Source organism: Massilia sp., assembly GCF_032106685.1.
Lineage (GTDB): Bacteria > Pseudomonadota > Gammaproteobacteria > Burkholderiales > Burkholderiaceae_D > Telluria.
On sequence record NZ_DAMCPG010000040.1, the window covers coordinates 20,460 to 36,693 of the forward strand.

Consider the following 16,234-nt stretch of genomic DNA (forward strand, 5'->3'; position numbering starts at 1 on the left):
GCATGAACCGTATCGTTCCGATCCTGGTCGGCGCCACCGCCATCCTCGCCTTCGCGACGCTGATGCTGGTCGTCGTCCCCGGCGCCCAGATCCGCGACCAGGCCCCGGCCCCAGGGCTGGCCGACTACACGCCCCAGCAACTGGCGGGGCGCCAGCAGTACATCAACCAGGGCTGCGTCTACTGCCACAGCCAGCAGCCGCGCGCCGCCGGCCAGACCCTGGCCGACCTGGCCAAGGGCTGGGGCAGGGCGCCGACCGCGGCCGACTTCGCCTTCGACCGCCCGCACCAGCTGGGCACCATGCGCACCGGTCCCGATCTGCTCAACGTCGGCGCGCGCCTGCCGAGCCGCGACTGGCACCTGAGCCACCTGTACCAGCCGCGCGCGATCTTCGGCTGGAGCATCATGCCGTCCTACCCCTACCTGTTCGAGCGCAAGAAGGCGGCGGCGCCCGGCGACGTGGTCGTCAAGCTGCCGCCCGAGTTCCAGCCCGAAGGCGAGGTCGTGGTGGCGCGCCAGGAGGCGCTCGACCTGGCGGCCTACCTGGTGGGGCTGAACCGCACCACGACCGAAGTGCCGGCGGACGCGCGCATCCGCGACGAAGGCTATGCATTGTCGAAAGGAGAAAAGCGATGAAAAAGAACGATCCCGCCCAGCGCCCCGTCCCGGCGGTCGACGAGTCCTTCGATCCCTGGGAGCAGGTGCGTCCGATCCCGCTGTTCGTGGTGGCGCTCGTGTTCGCGCTCGCGATCTGGGGCCTGCTGACCTATGTGTCGGAATACCAGGCCCAGCGCCGCGCCGCCGAGGTGCAGCAGGCGCGGCAGGCCGCGCCGGCGCCGGCCGCGCAGCTCGCGGCCCAGGGCCTGGATGGCGATGCCGCGGTCATGGAGCTGGTCCTGGCCGGCAAGGGCCAGGCCTGGAGCTGCGCCTCCTGCCACGGCGCCGCCGGCCAGGGCGGCCTGAACACGCCGCGCCTGGCGGGCCAGCCGGCCGAATACCTGAAGAAGCAGCTGCAGGACTTCCGTTCCGGCCTGCGCCACAACGAGTCGATGGCCTACGTCGTGCGCGCCCTGACCGACGACGACATCGATATGGTGGCGCGCTACTACGCGGGCATCGCCCTGCCCGCGCCCTTGCAGCCGAGCCTGGGCGGCGACCTGGCGCGCGGCAAGCTGCTGGCCGAGAAGGGCGACTGGAAGACCGACGTCCCGGCCTGCTTCTCCTGCCACGGCATGCAGGGCGAAGGCGTGGCGCCGGGCTTTCCGGCGCTGGCCGGGCAGCAGCCCGACTACCTGTTCGCCCAGCTGGCCGCCTGGCACGCCGGCGAGCGCGGCAACTCGCCGCAACAGCTGATGGACGGGATCGCGCGCCGCATGAACCCGGACGACATGCGCGCCGTGGCCGACTACCTCGGCTCGCTGCCGCCCGTGCCCGCGACCACGCTGGTCGCCGCCGCGCCCGCTCCCGCACCCTGATGCCAACCGACTGACCCGGATACGATATGACGAACCCGAAACACACGACCAGCAAGTCCCCCTACAGCCTCGGCAGGACCGCGCGCCGGCTCGGCGCGGCCGCCGCGGGCGGGCTGGTGCTGTTCGCCGCCGGCGCCCTGGTGGTCCAGACCGGCGCCTGGCACCGCTTCACCACCGCGGTCGGCGCCACGCCCGCGGCCCCGGCCCCGGCCGCATCGCGCGAGGCCGTCGAGGACGCGGCGCGCCAGGCGATGCTGGCGGCGCGCGCCGAGCGCAAGAAGGACAAGGAAGGCAAGGTCGCCGCGCCGCTGCAGCCGACTGGGCCCGACGGCTACTTCGTGCCGCCGACCGAGGCCGAGATGCCGGACGGGCCGGAAGGCGAGGCGATCCGCCGCGGCCGCGACATCTTCATCGACACGCCGCGCCATGCCCAGCGCTACGTCGGCAACAGCATGGCCTGCGCCCAGTGCCACCTGGACGCCGGCCGCCGCGAGAACGCGGCGCCGATGTGGGCGGCCTACGTGCAGTACCCGAAGTACCGGGCCAAGAACAACAAGGTCAATACGCTGGAGGAGCGCATCAACGGCTGCTTCAACTATTCGATGAACGCCCAGGCCTCCGAGGCCGGCAAGGCGCCGCCGCCCGGCGACGACATCTACAAGGACCTGATGATCTACATGTACTGGCTGGCCGACGGCGCGCCCACGGGCGAGGAGATGCGCGGCGGCGGCTACCTGAAGGTCAAGGAAACCGACCTGGGCTACGACTACCAGCGCGGCGCCAAGGTCTTCGCGCAGAATTGCGCGCTGTGCCATGGCGACGACGGCCAGGGCCGCAAGGACGAGAGCGGCAAGCTGCGCTTCCCGCCGCTGTGGGGCCCGGAAGCCTACAACTGGGGCGCCGGCATGGCCCGCATCGACACCGCGGCCGGCTTCATCAAGGCGAACATGCCGCTCGGTAAGCCGTACAGCCTGTCGGACCAGGAGGCCTGGGACGCCGCGGCCTACATCAACAGCCACGAGCGGCCGAAGGACCCGCGCCAGACCGGCAGCATCGAGGAAGCGCGCGAGAAGTTCCACAAGAACGAGAAGAGCTACTACGGCAAGGAAGTGAACGGCAGGATCCTGGGCGTGGGCGTCGCCCGCGCCGCGGGCGCCGGCCACGGCACCGCCACGCTCGCCGCTCCGGCCAAGGACTAGGGCGATGGAAGGCGCCTTTGCCGGGATCGACCGCGACGCGCTGCGGCGCGCCGGGCGCATGGTCGTCAGCATCGAGGGCATGTGGTGCGCGAGCTGTGCGCTCGCGGTCGAGCGCATCATCGCCCGGACCCCCGGCGTCAGTGCGGCCAGCACCAGCTTCGCGGGCGGTTCGGCGCTGGTGCGCTGGGACCCGGCGCTGGTCGACCTCGACCAGCTGTTCGCGCGCGTGGAGAAGCTCGGCTACCGCATCGTGCCCCTGGTCGAGGCCCAGGAGATGGAAGCGCAGATCGACATCCAGGCGCGCGCGGTCTGGATGCGGCTGGCGGTAGCCGCCTTCTTCGGCATGTGGAGCATGCTGGGTTCGGTCGCGCTCTACCTCGACCGCGGCCTGGCCGCTTCTCCCGAAGGTTGGTGGGTGGCGCTGGCGACCTGCCTGGCGGCGCTGCCGGTCGTGGCCTGGTCCGGCCTGGCGTTCTACCGCGCCGGCTGGCGCACGCTGCGCGCCGGCGTGCCCGGCATGGATGCGCTGATCTCGACCGGCGTGCTGGCCTCCAGCCTGCTGTCGGCCTGGTCGCTCCTGCGCGGCAGCGCCGACGTCTACGCCGATACCGCGACCATGCTGGTAACCTTCCTGCTGTGCGGCCGGCTGATCGAGCTGCACGCGCGCCGCCGCAACTCGGTGGCGGTCAACGCCTTGCGCCAGGCGGTGCCGGAAACGGCCGCGCGGATCGGCGCGGACGGCGTGCCGGCGCAAGTGCGCGCCGACCAGTGCGCCCCCGGCGACCTGGTCCTGGTCCAGGCGGGCGAACGCATCGCGGTCGACGGCGTGATCGTCGAGGGCGAGAGCGAGATCGACGGCGCGATCGTGAACGGCGAGTCGGCGCCGGCGCCGGTGCGCGCCGGCGAGCGCGTGGCCGCCGGTTGCGTCAACCTGTCGTCGCGGCTCGTGCTTCGGGTCGAGCAGGCCTACGGGCAGCGCTTCATCGACCGGATCGGCGTGCGCATGCTGGAGCTGCTCGGCACCAGGAGCGCCGCCGCCATGCTGGCCGAGCGCTTCGCGCGCTGGCTGGTGCCGGCCGCGGTGGTCCTGGCGGCGGCCAGCTTCGCGCTGGCCTGGGCCGGGACCGGCGACGCGACGCAGGCCGCCCTGCGCGCCCTGTCGGTGCTGGTGGCGGCCTGTCCGTGCGCGGTCGGGCTGGCGCTGCCGCTGGCGTACGCCGCGGCGACCGCCAGCGCGGCGCGGCAGGGCATCCTGCTGCGCGATCCGGCCTCGCTCGAAGCGCTGGCCGGCGCCAGGGAGATCCTGTTCGACAAGACCGGGACCCTCACCGAGGGGACGCTCGAAGTCGGCACGGTGCTGGGGTCGGCGCTCGCCGCGCCGGCCGAGGTGCTGCAATGGGCGGCGCGCGCGGAGGCGGACATCGCGCATCCGGTCGCACGCGCCATCCGCGCGGCCGCGCAGGCATCCGCCGGCGACGGCGCGCCGGCGGACGGCAAGACCGAACGGCACGGCCGCGGCGCCGTCTGGCGCGGCGGCGACACGGCCGGCACCGTGGTGGTCGGCAGCGCGGCCTTCGTCGCGGGGCAGGGAATCGCGCCGCCGCCTGAAGGCGCGCGCGAAGCGGCAACGCGGGTCGAGGTGGCGCGCAACGGCGCCTGGATCGGCGCCATCGTACTGCGCGACCGGGTGCGCGCGGACGCCGCCGCCGCGCTGGCCGCGTTCGCGCAGGGGCAAGTGCAAACGCGGCTGGTCACCGGCGACAGCGCGGAGGCGGCGCTGCCGGTCGCGGCCGCCGTCGGCATGGCGCCCGGCCAGGTGCACGCGCACTGCAGCCCCGAGGACAAGGTCGACGTGGTGCGCCAGGCCGGCAAGCCGGTCGTGTTCGTCGGCGACGGCGTCAACGACGCCCTGGCGCTAGCCGCGGCCGGCTGCGGCATTTCGGTGAACGGGGCGACCCCGGCCGCGGTGGCGACGGCCGGCGTGGTGGTCGCCAGCGGCGGGCTGCACCAGGTTGCCGTCGCCTGGCGCCACGCGCGGCGCACCGTGAAGGTCGTGCGCCAGAACCTGGCGTTTTCGATGGTCTACAACGTGATCGTGCTTGCGCTGGCGTCGAGCGGCGGCGTGACGCCGGCCGCCGCCGCCTTCGCCATGCTCGCCAGCAGCCTGACGGTGTCGGCGAACGCCGGGCGGCTCCTGCGCCTGGCCGCGCCCGGGCCGGCCTGAAGCGGTCGCATCACGCGCCGGCTGGCCGCGGCGCGGCGGGCAAGGCCAGGCAGGCGGCCGTGCCGCCGCAGTCGCGGCGCCGCAGCTCCCAGCGGCCGCCGTAGCGGGCGGCGATCGCGTTGACGATGGACAGGCCGAGGCCGCTGCCCTGGCCGCGGCCCTTGCGCCAGAACCGTTGTCCGGCCTTGGCGATCTCGTCCTCGTTCATGCCGGCCCCGTGGTCTTCGACCACGAAGACCACCATCTGCGCGTCGAGCCGGACCCGGAGCGCGACCGGGGCCTGCGCATCGCCATAGCGCAAGGCATTGTCGAGGAGATTGCGCAGCGCCGTCACCGCGAGCGACGCCGGTACGCGCACAGGCTGCGCGCAGCCGCCCTCGTCGCCGAGGCGCACCCTTGCCGCCTGGGCCGGCGGCATCTGGTCGATCGCCAGTTGCGCGAGCGGCCCGGCCGCCAGCAGTTCCTCGCCCTCGTACGACGCCGCGCCTTCGACGCGCGCCAGCGTCAGCAACTGGTCGATGATGCCCTGCAGGCGCTGCACGCCCTGTTCGGCCTGGTCGAGCGCCAGCGCGGCGCCCGCGCCGTTGCCGCTCTTGCGCGCGACCTGGAGATGAGTCTTCACGGCGGTGAGCGGCGTGCGCAGCTCGTGCGCGGCGTCGCCGGTAAACCGCCGTTCGCGTTCGATGGTGTGCCCGATCCGCGTCAGCAGGCCGTTCACGGTCGCCACCAGCGGCGCCAGTTCGCCGGGCAGGCCATCCTCTTCCAGCGGCTGCAGCGCATCCGGCTTGCGCGTGGCCAGCGCGCACCGGATCCGCTCGAGGGGCCGCAGGCAATAGCGCACCACAAACCATAACGCCAGCAGGGTGGCCGCCATGGCGATCAGGAAGGGCAGGAAAGCGGCCATCGCGATGTCGTTGAACAGCTGGTGGCGCCGCTCGACCTTGTCGGCGGTCGTGATGCGCACGCCGTTCTGTTCGATGGTATAGCTGCGCCAGGCGACGCCGTCGATGGTGCGGGTACGGAAGCCGGGCACCACCAGGCCCAGGCGTTCCGGGCTGTTCCTGGTGCGGCCGACGACGCCGCCGCGCAGCAGGCGGATCTCGCAGGCCACGTTGTCGGCCAGGGCCAGGTAGGGCACCCGGCGCGAGGACGGAGCGCCCGCCTGCGAGGCCAGTTCCGGGGCGTCGGCGATCAGGCCGGCCACCATCCGCGCCGACGCCGCCAGGCGTTCGTCGAGCGCGTCGCGGAACTCGGTACGCAGGTCGACCAAGGTCCAGATCGACGAGACGGTCCAGAACAGCGTGAACGAGGCGCCGATGGCGACCAGGAGGCGCAAGCGCAGGGTTCTCACGCGCCCGCCTTTCCCAGCCGGTAGCCGAAGCCGCGCACGGTCTCGACGATGTTCGGCCCGAGCTTGCGCCGCAGGTGATGGATGTGGACGTTCAGGGCGTTGCTTTCGACGCTCTCGCCGAATCCGTAGAGGCTGTCCTTGACCTGGCTGGTGCTCAGGACGCGCTGGCCGCTGTCGAGCAGGGTCTGGAGCAGGGCCAGTTCGCGCCGCGACAGGTCGACCGCCCGGCCGTGCAGCGTCACCAGCTGGCTGGCCGGATCGAAGACCAGCGGTCCGTGCTCGATCCGGTCGACGCTGCGCCCGCTGCTGCGCCGCTGCAGCGCATGCAGGCGGGCCACCAGTTCGTCCAGGTCGAAAGGCTTGACCAGGTAATCGTCGGCGCCGCAGCGCAGCCCGGCGACCTTGTCCTGGACGTCGTCGCGGGCGGTGAGCACCAGTACCGGCCAGTGCTTGCCGGCCGCGCGCCATTGCCTGACGAGGGTCAGCCCGTCGGCGTCGGGCAGGCCGAGGTCGAGGACGATGACATCGAAGCTGGCGGTGCATACGGCCGCATCCGCGTGGGACGCGGTGGCGACGTGGTCGGCGCCGATGCCGGACAGCCGCAAGCCGGCGACGATGCCGCTGGCGACGAGTTCGTCGTCCTCGATGACGAGTACACGCATGTTTTACCTGCTTGAAGAATGCAATGGGCGCGATCTTACTCCGTTCCGGTTAGCCCGCGGTTAACGTGCGCGCATTCCCCGGGCGCGCATTCAACCGCGCACGGCGGGCGGGAAAAACGCACGCCCTTAACGCCGGGCTAATCGGCGCGCTCTAGGATGGACGCGGAGTACCCGGTCGACCGGGAAGCGGCCATTGTAAAGCGAGGATGGGGGACAGGAAATGACATGTTTGTTCGGATGGCTGGCGCGGCGATGGCGGCGGCTGAGGGAACGGCTTCCAGCGCCGTGCGCGGCGCTGTCGCTGGCGATCCTGCTGGGGACCGTGGGACCGGCGCTCGCCGAAGACGATTTCCTTGCGCCCGAACAGGCGTTTCGCCTCGCAGCCACCATGGTCGACGGGCGCACCGCGCAGCTGCGCTTCGACATCGCGCCGGGCTACTACATGTACCGCGAGCGCTTCGCCTTTCGTGCCGACGGCGCCGTGCTTGGCCAGGCCGCCTTTCCGGCCGGGACCAGGCACTTCGACGAGACCTTCCAGCGGGAGATGGAAACCTACCGCGACACGCTCCTGATCCGCATCCCGGTCGAGGGAAGCGGACGCTTCACGCTGGACGTGACCTCGCAGGGCTGCGCCGACCAGGGCCTGTGCTACCCGCCGATGGCGTCGCGCGTGGCGCTGTCCGTCGATGGCGCGGCGGGCCGGCCATCCCTTTCTGCGGCGCAGTCCGACCCGACGCCGCCGGAAGACGGCGAAGCCGGGCGGATCGAGCGCGCCCTGGCCGGCGGGCAGCTGGCGGTGATCGTTCCGATGTTCCTGGTGCTGGGGCTCGGCCTGTCGTTCACGCCCTGCGTGCTGCCGATGCTGCCGATCTTGTCGTCGATCATCGTCGGCGACAAGGGCGCCGGGACGCGCGCGCGCGCGCTGGCGTTGTCGCTGTCGTATTCGCTCGGCATGGCGATCGTCTACACGCTGCTGGGCGTGGCGGCCGGCCTGGCCGGGCAGGGACTGGCGGCGGCGCTGCAGAACGCCTGGGTCCTGGGGGCGTTCGCGCTGCTGATGGCCGTGCTGGCCCTGCCGATGTTCGGCGTCTACGAACTGAAGGTGCCGGCCGCCATCCAGGCGCGCCTGACGGGCGCCTCGAACCGGCGCGGGGCCGGCACCCATGCGGGGGTGTTCGCGATGGGGGCCCTGTCGGCGCTGATTGTCGGGCCATGCGTGGCGGCGCCCCTGGCCGGTGCGCTGGTGTACATCAGCCAGACGAAGGATGCCTTCACCGGCGGCAGCGCGCTGTTCGCGATGGCCGTCGGGATGAGCGTTCCGCTGTTGCTGCTGGGAGCCTCGTCAGGCGCCTTGCTGCCGCGCGCCGGCGCCTGGATGGAAGGCGTCAAGCGCTTCTTCGGCGTGCTGATGCTCGCCACCGCGCTCTGGCTGGTCGCTCCGGTCGTGGGGCCGCGGGCGCTGATGCTCGGCTGGGGCTTGCTGGGCGCCGGCTACGCCGCCTGGTTGCTGCTGCCGCGCCCGCGCCGGCCGGCGGCGCTGGCCGCCGGCCTGGTCGCCGGGGCGCTGGGACTGGCGCAGCTGGGCGGCCTGGCCGCCGGCGGCAAGGACCCGTTCGCGCCCTTCGCGGGCGCCGGCGCACCGGCGGAGGCGCACACGCCATTCCTGCGCGTCGGTTCGTCCGAACAGCTCGACGCGATCCTGGCCTCGGCCTCGGCCGCGGGCAAGGTCGTCATGCTCGACTTCTATGCCGACTGGTGCGTGTCGTGCAAGGAGATGGAGCGCTTGACCTTCTCCGATCCGCGCGTGGGTGAACAGTTCGAAAAAATGCTGCTGCTCCAGGCCGACGTTACCGCGAACAATGCCGCCGACCAGGCCCTGCTCAAGCGCTTCACGCTGTTCGGGCCGCCGGGCATCGTGTTCTTCGGCCCCGATGGCCGCGAGCTGGCGGGCACGCGCGTCATCGGCTACCAGAGCGCCGAGAAATTCCTCGTTTCGCTGGGCAAGGTCCGCAACCGGGCCGGAGCCGCGCCGGTGCGCGCCGCACCTTAATTCTCAACTTTTCAGCCGGAGTCTTCATGCAAGTACACCTCCATCTCGCCCGGGTCGCGCTCGTCGCCGCGGGCATGCACACGGCCGCCTTCGCCGCCGTCCCGACCCCGCCGGTGCTCGACCGCGCGCTCGCCGCGGGTCTCAAGATCGTCAGGCAGTTTCCGGCCGCTTCGGGCTTGACCGGATGGGTGCTGTCGCAGGGCGGGAATTATTCCCTGGTCTATACGACGGCCGACGGCAAGACGCTCGTCGCGGGCGTGCTGGTCGACGGGAAAGGGCAAAACCTCTCGGCGCAGCACGAGGAGCGCTACCTGCCCAAGCCGGATTTCACGGCGGCCTACGCGCAACTGGAGAAGGCGGCTTTCGTTGCCGAGGGCGCCGCCAGGCCGCGCAGCGTCATCTATGCGTTCGTCGATCCGAACTGCCCGTTCTGCCACCTCATGTGGCGCGCCGTCCAGCCCTACCAGGCGGCAGGGCTCCAGGTGCGCTGGATTCCCGTCGCCACGCTCGGGCCCACCAGCATGCCCAAGTCGATCGCCGTGCTGGCCGCCGCGGACAAGGCGGCGGCCTTCCGGCGCATGGAGGAAAACCACGGCAAGCCCTGGGTCGACGAGGGCAAGACCGAAGCGACGCACCCCGCGGTGGCGGCAGCGGTCCGCGCGAACGGGGCGCTGATGGACCGCTTCGGGATCGGCGGCACGCCGGGCGTGGTGTGGCGCGACACGAACGGCAAGGTCCAGGTCAGGAGCGGCATGCCGCGGCTGTCCGAACTGCCGGCGATCACGGGCCTGCCCGAGCAAAAGCTGAGCGATACCGCACTGGACAAGTTCAAGTGACCAGGAAAATCGTCAAGCGATGGGGCCGCGGATGAGCTAAGGAAGAGCGGCGCGCCCGCCGCGCGGCAGCATGCGGTCCGGTCGTCCAGCCTGCGTCTTCGCCTTGAAGACGCGGGCTGCGCGCTCGTCGGCCAGGGCGTCAAGCGCGTACGCGAACTGGCCAACGTGAATGCCTCGAAGCTGCGCATCGGGACCTTGCACTCGCTGACCCTGCATTGCATCCCGCGCATCATCGTGGAGCTGAAATTGCGCAAGCCGGACGTCGAGGTGACCCTGACCATGGGCTCGAACCAGGCGCTGCTGCGCGACCTGGCCGAAGGCAACCTGGATGCGGTCATCATCGGCCTGATCGAGCCGCCGGGCGGCGGCGACCTGGTGTCGGTGCCGATCTTCGACGACGCGATCTACCTGGCGGTGCCGGCCGATTCGCCGTTCGCCGGGCTGGCCGAAGTCGACCTGGCCGATACGCTGGACCAGAAGTTCCTGACCTTGAAACAGGGATTCGTGACCGCGCACAGTTTTTTCCACGCCTTCGACGGCAGCGGGCACCGGCCCCGGATCGCGATGGAGGTGAGCGATATTTTCTCGCTGATCAACCTGGTCAGCGAGGGAATCGGCTTCGCGCTGTTGCCGGGCAGGATCGCCTCGTTCAGCGCGCGCATCCGGCTGGTGCCGCTGGCGCCCAAGTTCGCCTCGAAGCAATCGATCACGCTGCTGTATTCGCAGCGGCGCGAGCGCGATCCCAACCTGCTGGCGCTCGCGGCCGAATGCAGGATGTATGCGCGGCGGAAGGACCAGGCCGACTGACGGCGGTCGAGGTCGAGGCACGACATCGCTTGGTGCGTCGCTGTCCCTCCACGGAAGAGCAATCGGGCGCTTGTTGCGCTCTCTCAATAGTTCGGGCGCGCAGAGGCTTACGATTCCAAACTGCAATGTTGCGTAGGTTATCCGAGCATGAGCAGGAGGACGGTCCCGTGTTTCCCACAACAGCAATCCGCATGGCGCGTCTTAGGAGGACCGGACGACCTCGGCACTGGCGGCGGAACCGGTCCGAGCGCGGCGCCATCGCGGTGATGACCGCCTGTGTGATCATCCTCATGATGGCCATGTTCGGCTTCGCGCTCGACCTCAGCCGGGCCTACAACCGCAAGATGGAACTGCAGAGCGTGGCCGAGGTCGTCGCCCTGGCGGCGGCCCGCGCGCTCGACGGCACTTCCGGCGGCATCGACAACGCGATGAAGGAAGCCGCCGACACCGCAGCCAATCTGAACTTTTCCTACAATTATGGCGACGTCGACTGGGCGCCCGAGGCGCTGACGTTCGGCACGGCTTCCAGCGGGGGCGCGGCCGGATGGCTGGACGGCGCCGCGGCGAAAGCGAATGCGCAGAAGGTCTACTTCGTCCGGGTCGACACCGCCGCGCTCGATCCCGGCCATGGGCGCATCGTCAACCTGCTGATACCCGTCCTGTCGCCGTCCTTCGCGCGGACCGAGGTGGCGGCCGCGGCGGTCGCTGGGCGCGACGCATTGAACGCCTTGCCCCTGGCAATTTGCGCGAACGAAAACACGCAGGCAAAGTCCCTGCCGACCACGGGCGAACTCGTCGAGTATGGCTTCAGGCGCGGTGTCGGCTACAACCTGATGAACCTGAATCCCGGCGCTTCCACCCCTGAAAACTTCCTGGTGAACCCGATTGCGCCGGCCGGCTCGTCCGGGGGCGCGGTCAAGGACAGGCTGGACATCATCGGGCTGCACGTCTGTACCGGGAAGATGGCGATTCCCGTCCTGCAAAGCGGCGAGGTCACGGTCGAGCGCGGATTTCCGATCGCTTCGCTGCACCCGTATCTGAATGCCCGCTTCGGCACGCTGGCATCGCCATGCCCGCCGTCGTCGGTCACGGCCGACCCCAACCCCACCAGCTTCGATCTTGCCAACGTCGCCTGGATGAAAGACAAGCCCGACGGCTTGTCCGCGAACGAGGTGAAGGACTCCGGCTGGCTGCTGACCGTGGCCGAAAAGCCCGATGGGGCGACCAAGACGGCCTACGGACCCTTGTGGACGTATGCCAAGGCGGCCAAGTACTCGTCCTATGTCTCGTACAAGGACAAGGGCGGAGAGCCTGCCGCCGGCTACAGCACGTTCACCACGTCGGATTGGGACAAGCTGTACAAACCCGGCTTGCCTGTCGCCCAGAACTACCCGAGCTCGACGCCGTACCAGTCGACGGGTGGCACGGGCGCATACAAGACGTCCAGCAACACACGCGTGCTGCGTGTCCCCTTGCTGGAATGCCCGGTGACCGCCGGCGCCAGGGTGACGGCGAAGGTGCTCGGGATCGGGAAGTTCTTCATGACGGTGCCGGCGACGTCCTCCGCCATCCATGCCGAGTTCGCCGGCCTGGAAAACTGGGCCGCAACCAACGATGTGAGGCTGTACTGATGAGACGAGCATTCCAGGCGAACAGGTGGCGCGCCCAACGGGGCGCGGTCGCGGTCGAGGCAGCGATCGTCTTCACGGTCCTGGTGTTGTTCGCCACCTTGCCGTCCATTTATTGGGCGATCTATTTCTACAGGTACTCGGCGGCGCAAAAGGGCTTGCACCATGCCGCGCTGTATCTGTCGACCGCGCCGAAGGTGGAGATGGAAGCCGAAGGACCCGACGGCAACCCGGCTGCCCTGCGCTTGGCCCAGAACATCCTGGAGAGCGAAATGGCCGGAATGCATCCTCCCGACATAGACGTTCTCTGCGCGTATCGTCAGGCTTCGGGAAATATTGCATGGAAGTCGTGCACGACGACGAATAACCGGCAAGCCAACCAAAGCCTGACCAGGTTTTCCATATCGATCGACATGAACTATAAAAATCCATTGACGGGCGGCGACAGTGACTTATGGATTTCGCCGACCATAGAAATGCCCTACGTGGGGAACTGACATGAATCACGCTGGCGCGAAAAAGCGAACGCACCAGGCCGGCGGAGCGGCTGTCGAGTTCGCGTTGGTCGTCCTTTTTTTCCTGACCTTCATTTTTGCCATCCTCGAGCTGGCACGCGTCGAATACACGGTGAATACGCTGATGGAGGTCACCCGACGCGCCGCCACCGAGGCGGCGACCGTCAACTTCAGGAGCGACGCCGCATTGCTGGACATCCAGGCCAGGGCCGTGTTCCGGAAAACCGCCGGGCCACTCGCGCTGGGAGATCCCGTCAAGGCGGAAAACGTGCAGATCGATTACCTGTCGGTATCGAAAGACACCATGGAATTGCGGCATGTGTCCGCGCTTCCATCCTGTCCCGCCCGGAATCGCCGGAACTGCGCCACCGACCCCTACGCCGACAACTGCATCCGCTTCGTGCGGGCGCGGATCTGCGCGTCGATCGATAACGCCGGCAATTGCCAGGCGTTGCCATACCAGCGGGTGTTCCCCTTCCTCGATCTCAGCAAGATGAGCATTCCGATCGCCGAAAGCATCGTCCCCGCCGGCAGCCTCGGTTACGTCCCGGGCGCGCCGCCCTGTTCCTGACCACGACGCACCGGCCTGGCCGATGCGCCAGCGCCGGGACCGGCCCGGCCCGTCGACGCCCGGACCGCGGCGCCCGCGTTGTGGCCGCCCCGCATGGGCTATACTGCGCAGCCATGAACGACACGAACAAGGCCACCCTGATCGGGCTGACGGCCGTCCTGCTGTGGAGCGCGATCGTCGGCCTGATCCGCAGCGTCAGCGATCACCTGGGCGCGACCGGCGGCGCCGCCATGATGTACAGCGTGGCCTCGGTATTCCTGCTGCTCTCGAGCGGGCACGTCAGGCTGAGCGAATTCCCGCGGCGCTACCTGGTCTGGGGCAGCCTGCTGTTCGTGGTCTACGAGCTGTGCCTGGCGCTGTCGATCGGCTATGCCGACACCGCGCGCCAGGCGATCGAGGTCGCGATGGTCAACTACCTGTGGCCGACCTTCACCATCGTGGCGGCCATCCTGTTCAACCGCCAAAAGGCGAACTTCCTGATCGTCCCGGGCTTCCTGCTGTCCATCGCCGGCATCTGCCGGGTGCTGGGGGGCGAGCAGGGCTTCGAACTGGCCGGCATGCTGGCCAACGTACGCGACAACCCGCTCAGCTATGGCCTGGCCTTTGCCGGCGCCCTGATCTGGGCGGCGTACTGCACCGTCACCGCGCGTATCGCCGGCGGCAAGAACGGCGTGACCCTGTTCTTCATCCTGGTGTCCGTCACCTTGTGGATCAAGTACCTGCTGGAAGGCGGCGGCCGGATGCACTTCACGGGCGAAGCCATCGTCTACCTGGTGCTGGCCGCCGGCGCCATGGGCTTCGGCTACGCCGCCTGGAACGTTGGCATTCTGCGCGGCAACGTCACGATCCTGGCCGGGGCCTCGTATTTCATTCCGGTGCTGTCGGCGGCGCTGTCGTGGCTGATGCTGCGCACGCCGCTGTCCTGGGGTTTCTGGCAGGGCGCGGCCATGGTCTGCGGCGGCGCCATCCTGTGCTGGCTGGCCACGCGCGCCACGCGTGCGCAGCCCGCCTCAATCGGGGCGCCCGCCCAATAGAACGGGGAAATCCGGTTCGACCCTGTATCATGCTGCCGAAAGGATTAGCATGTCGAATCACATTTTCAAATGCGCCTGCCTGGGCGCGGCACTGGCAACGGGCGCCCTGGGGTGCTCCCCGGCCTGGGCAGAGGAGCCCGCATCGCCGCTGACGGTCGGCGGCGCGGTGCGCTTCAATTACATCTACAAGAGCTGGCAGGACGATTACAAGAGCGGCTTCTTCGGGCTCGATACGGTGCGCCTGGACGTGGGCTACGACGACGGTTTCCGCATCGCGTCGGCCCAGTACCGCTACAACAATTTCCCGAAGGGGCAGGGCGGCTACCGCGAACATTTCCTGCACCACGCATGGGCGGGCCTGCGCTTCGACGACAAGAGCGAGGTCCACCTCGGCGTCGACAAGGTGCCTTTCGGGCTGCTGCCTTTTGCATCGAATAACTTTTACCAGTCGATCGCCTTCTATACCGGCTTCGAGGACAAGTACGACGCGGGGATCACCTATGCCAGCCGGCCCGGCGCGCTGGAGTGGCAGCTCGCGTACTTCCCGCGCGACGGCGGCTACTACGGCGGCAGCGACAACACGGCGCCGGCGGCGAACCGCTACTCGTACAACATCGTCAAGGACGACGACGAGCACGGCTACGGCACCGGCCAGGACGACAGCGAGCGCAACACCGTGGTCGCGCGCCTGGCCTGGCATCCCGAGGCGCGCGGCGGCTGGCCCTTCGACGAGCAGGAACTCGGCCTGTCGCTGCTGCGCGGCGACATCCGCAACCATGCCGGACGCGATACCCCGCGCCGCGCCGCCGCCGTCCATTACCGCGGCAAGGCCGGCCCCGTCACGCTGATGCTGCAGGCGCTGCGCTACAACTACCGCACGGGCCACGAGGCGACCCAGACCTATGGCGGCCTGGACCCGAACACTTTCGTGATCGTGGGCGGCTTCGGCTATCCCTACCCGGTCGCCACCAAGGGCGACATCCATATCGCCAACCTCAGCTACGACATTCCGGGCAGGATCGGGCCCTTCGGCGGCTTCAAGGTCTACAACGACTACAGCGTGCTGCACAAGCGCGTCGGCGGCTACAAGCGCTCGGTGCAGAACGTCACCGGCCTGAGTTTCGCGGCGGGCAAGTGGGTGTTCTACGCCGACTTTGTGCTCGGCAAGCACCACCCCTACGTCTCGCCGGACTACGGCGGGCTCGCGTCCACCGACGGGAAATACGACGGCTACGCGCGCCGGGTGAACCTGCAGGCGGGGTATTACTTCTAGTCCAGCCAGGGGTGCGCCGCCAGCCAGCGCCCCAGCTCGTTGTCGTTGGCGCACTGCAGCTTGCTGAAGATGTTGGCGCGGTGCGTCTCGACCGAGCGGTGGCTGCAGGGCGGCACCAGCATGCGCGCGATCTCCTTGTTCGGCTGGCCCAGGCCCACCAGGCGCGCCACCTCGCGCTCGCGCGGGGTCAGCTCGGCCCACAGGCGCAGCGCCTGGGCGCGGGCGCGCGCCAGCGCGGTGGCGGCGGGGAGCTTGTCCAGCAGCTGCTGGGTGTCCGGTTTCTCGACCCAGTCGTAGGCGCCGCGGCGCACCGCTTCCAGCGCGGTCGGGATGTCGCCGTGCGCGGACAGGAACAGGGTCACCAGCGGACTGTGCTCGGCCAGCAGGCGTTCGAAGACGGCCAGGCCGCTCATGCCCCCCATGCGCAGGTCGAGGATCACGCAGCCCGGCTGGCGCATGTCGACCGCCTCCAGGAAGGCCTCGCCGGAATCGAAGGCCTGCACCGCCAGCCCCTGGGAAAACAGGAGCAGGAGCAGGGAACGGCGCAGGGCTTCGTCGTCGTCGACCACGTACAGCATCAGGGGCGGGTCTTTGAATGCTTCTTTCATGA

Annotated in this window: 15 protein-coding genes; 12 read left to right on the forward strand and 3 right to left on the reverse strand. The window is 69.6% G+C overall.

Annotated features, from left to right (window positions below; translation table 11 throughout):
- Positions 1 to 2: 2 nt before the first annotated feature.
- The 4 genes from RT688_RS18830 to RT688_RS18845 are packed head-to-tail and all read left to right on the forward strand — an operon-like array spanning position 3 to position 4,897.
- Positions 3 to 635, forward strand: coding sequence for a cbb3-type cytochrome c oxidase subunit II (locus RT688_RS18830; RefSeq protein ID WP_313706408.1), 633 nt, complete (start codon positions 3 to 5; stop codon positions 633 to 635).
- Positions 632 to 1,474: a c-type cytochrome gene (locus tag RT688_RS18835; protein WP_313706381.1), complete on the forward strand. Its 843-nt coding sequence runs from the start codon at positions 632 to 634 to the stop codon at positions 1,472 to 1,474. The genes RT688_RS18830 and RT688_RS18835 overlap by 4 nt, the downstream gene beginning before the upstream one ends.
- 26 nt (positions 1,475 to 1,500) lie before the next feature.
- Positions 1,501 to 2,673, forward strand: coding sequence for a c-type cytochrome (locus tag RT688_RS18840; protein ID WP_313706382.1), 1,173 nt, complete (start codon positions 1,501 to 1,503; stop codon positions 2,671 to 2,673).
- A 4-nt stretch (positions 2,674 to 2,677) separates the two neighbouring features.
- The gene (locus RT688_RS18845) at positions 2,678 to 4,897 is read left to right on the forward strand and encodes a heavy metal translocating P-type ATPase (protein WP_313706383.1); all 2,220 of its coding nucleotides are present in this window, start codon (positions 2,678 to 2,680) and stop codon (positions 4,895 to 4,897) included.
- 10 nt (positions 4,898 to 4,907) lie between these two features.
- On the opposite strand, the gene RT688_RS18850 is transcribed toward RT688_RS18845, so the two are convergent.
- Both RT688_RS18850 and RT688_RS18855 read right to left on the reverse strand, forming a co-directional pair.
- Positions 4,908 to 6,248, reverse strand: a complete 1,341-nt coding sequence (locus RT688_RS18850) for an ATP-binding protein (RefSeq protein ID WP_313706384.1) — start codon at positions 6,246 to 6,248, stop codon at positions 4,908 to 4,910.
- Positions 6,245 to 6,910 (reverse strand): response regulator, encoded by a 666-nt coding sequence (locus RT688_RS18855; protein ID WP_313706385.1) that lies wholly within the window; start codon positions 6,908 to 6,910, stop codon positions 6,245 to 6,247. The genes RT688_RS18850 and RT688_RS18855 overlap by 4 nt, the downstream gene beginning before the upstream one ends.
- A 220-nt stretch (positions 6,911 to 7,130) precedes the next feature.
- Between RT688_RS18855 and dsbD the strand changes: the two genes are divergently transcribed.
- The 8 genes from dsbD (at position 7,131) to RT688_RS18895 (ending at position 15,624) form a co-directional block, all read left to right on the forward strand.
- Positions 7,131 to 8,960, forward strand: coding sequence for a protein-disulfide reductase DsbD (gene dsbD, locus RT688_RS18860; RefSeq protein ID WP_313706386.1), 1,830 nt, complete (start codon positions 7,131 to 7,133; stop codon positions 8,958 to 8,960).
- A 26-nt stretch (positions 8,961 to 8,986) separates the two neighbouring features.
- Complete coding sequence (dsbG, locus tag RT688_RS18865) at positions 8,987 to 9,796, forward strand: thiol:disulfide interchange protein DsbG (RefSeq protein ID WP_313706387.1); 810 nt, start codon at positions 8,987 to 8,989, stop codon at positions 9,794 to 9,796.
- Positions 9,797 to 9,961: 165 nt separating this feature from the next.
- Positions 9,962 to 10,603 (forward strand): LysR substrate-binding domain-containing protein, encoded by a 642-nt coding sequence (locus tag RT688_RS18870; protein ID WP_313706388.1) that lies wholly within the window; start codon positions 9,962 to 9,964, stop codon positions 10,601 to 10,603.
- Positions 10,604 to 10,794: 191 nt separating this feature from the next.
- Positions 10,795 to 12,234, forward strand: coding sequence for a pilus assembly protein TadG-related protein (locus RT688_RS18875; protein WP_313706409.1), 1,440 nt, complete (start codon positions 10,795 to 10,797; stop codon positions 12,232 to 12,234).
- On the forward strand, positions 12,234 to 12,728 hold the full coding sequence (locus tag RT688_RS18880; protein WP_313706389.1) for a TadE/TadG family type IV pilus assembly protein: 495 nt from the start codon (positions 12,234 to 12,236) through the stop codon (positions 12,726 to 12,728). Before RT688_RS18875 ends, RT688_RS18880 begins: the two co-directional genes overlap by 1 nt.
- Position 12,729: 1 nt before the next feature.
- A complete protein-coding gene (locus RT688_RS18885; protein WP_313706390.1) occupies positions 12,730 to 13,317 on the forward strand; it encodes a pilus assembly protein in 588 nt (195 codons plus the stop codon).
- Between the two features lie 113 nt (positions 13,318 to 13,430).
- Complete coding sequence (gene yddG, locus RT688_RS18890; RefSeq protein WP_313706391.1) at positions 13,431 to 14,351, forward strand: aromatic amino acid DMT transporter YddG; 921 nt, start codon at positions 13,431 to 13,433, stop codon at positions 14,349 to 14,351.
- A gap of 49 nt (positions 14,352 to 14,400) precedes the next feature.
- Positions 14,401 to 15,624 carry a hypothetical protein gene (locus RT688_RS18895; protein ID WP_313706392.1) on the forward strand — a complete coding sequence of 408 codons (1,224 nt, stop codon included), beginning with the start codon at positions 14,401 to 14,403 and terminating at the stop codon, positions 15,622 to 15,624.
- Here RT688_RS18895 and RT688_RS18900 read toward each other — a convergent pair.
- Positions 15,621 to 16,232: a response regulator gene (locus tag RT688_RS18900; protein ID WP_313706393.1), complete on the reverse strand. Its 612-nt coding sequence runs from the start codon at positions 16,230 to 16,232 to the stop codon at positions 15,621 to 15,623. The two genes, RT688_RS18895 and RT688_RS18900, sit on opposite strands and share 4 nt — an antisense overlap.
- Positions 16,233 to 16,234 lie beyond the last annotated feature (2 nt).

Excerpts from the sequence above, each read along its gene's own strand:
- RT688_RS18830 (WP_313706408.1), top strand. The coding sequence starts at position 3 with ATGAACCGTATCGTTCCGATCCTGGTCGGCGCCACCGCCATCCTCGCC.
- RT688_RS18835 (WP_313706381.1), top strand. The coding sequence starts at position 632 with ATGAAAAAGAACGATCCCGCCCAGCGCCCCGTCCCGGCGGTCGACGAG.
- RT688_RS18840 (WP_313706382.1), top strand. The coding sequence starts at position 1,501 with ATGACGAACCCGAAACACACGACCAGCAAGTCCCCCTACAGCCTCGGC.
- RT688_RS18845 (WP_313706383.1), top strand. The coding sequence starts at position 2,678 with ATGGAAGGCGCCTTTGCCGGGATCGACCGCGACGCGCTGCGGCGCGCC.
- RT688_RS18855 (WP_313706385.1), bottom strand. The coding sequence starts at position 6,910 with ATGCGTGTACTCGTCATCGAGGACGACGAACTCGTCGCCAGCGGCATC.
- dsbD (WP_313706386.1), top strand. The coding sequence starts at position 7,131 with ATGACATGTTTGTTCGGATGGCTGGCGCGGCGATGGCGGCGGCTGAGG.
- dsbG (WP_313706387.1), top strand. The coding sequence starts at position 8,987 with ATGCAAGTACACCTCCATCTCGCCCGGGTCGCGCTCGTCGCCGCGGGC.
- RT688_RS18875 (WP_313706409.1), top strand. The coding sequence starts at position 10,795 with ATGGCGCGTCTTAGGAGGACCGGACGACCTCGGCACTGGCGGCGGAAC.
- RT688_RS18880 (WP_313706389.1), top strand. The coding sequence starts at position 12,234 with ATGAGACGAGCATTCCAGGCGAACAGGTGGCGCGCCCAACGGGGCGCG.
- RT688_RS18885 (WP_313706390.1), top strand. The coding sequence starts at position 12,730 with ATGAATCACGCTGGCGCGAAAAAGCGAACGCACCAGGCCGGCGGAGCG.
- yddG (WP_313706391.1), top strand. The coding sequence starts at position 13,431 with ATGAACGACACGAACAAGGCCACCCTGATCGGGCTGACGGCCGTCCTG.
- RT688_RS18895 (WP_313706392.1), top strand. The coding sequence starts at position 14,401 with ATGTCGAATCACATTTTCAAATGCGCCTGCCTGGGCGCGGCACTGGCA.
- RT688_RS18900 (WP_313706393.1), bottom strand. The coding sequence starts at position 16,232 with ATGAAAGAAGCATTCAAAGACCCGCCCCTGATGCTGTACGTGGTCGAC.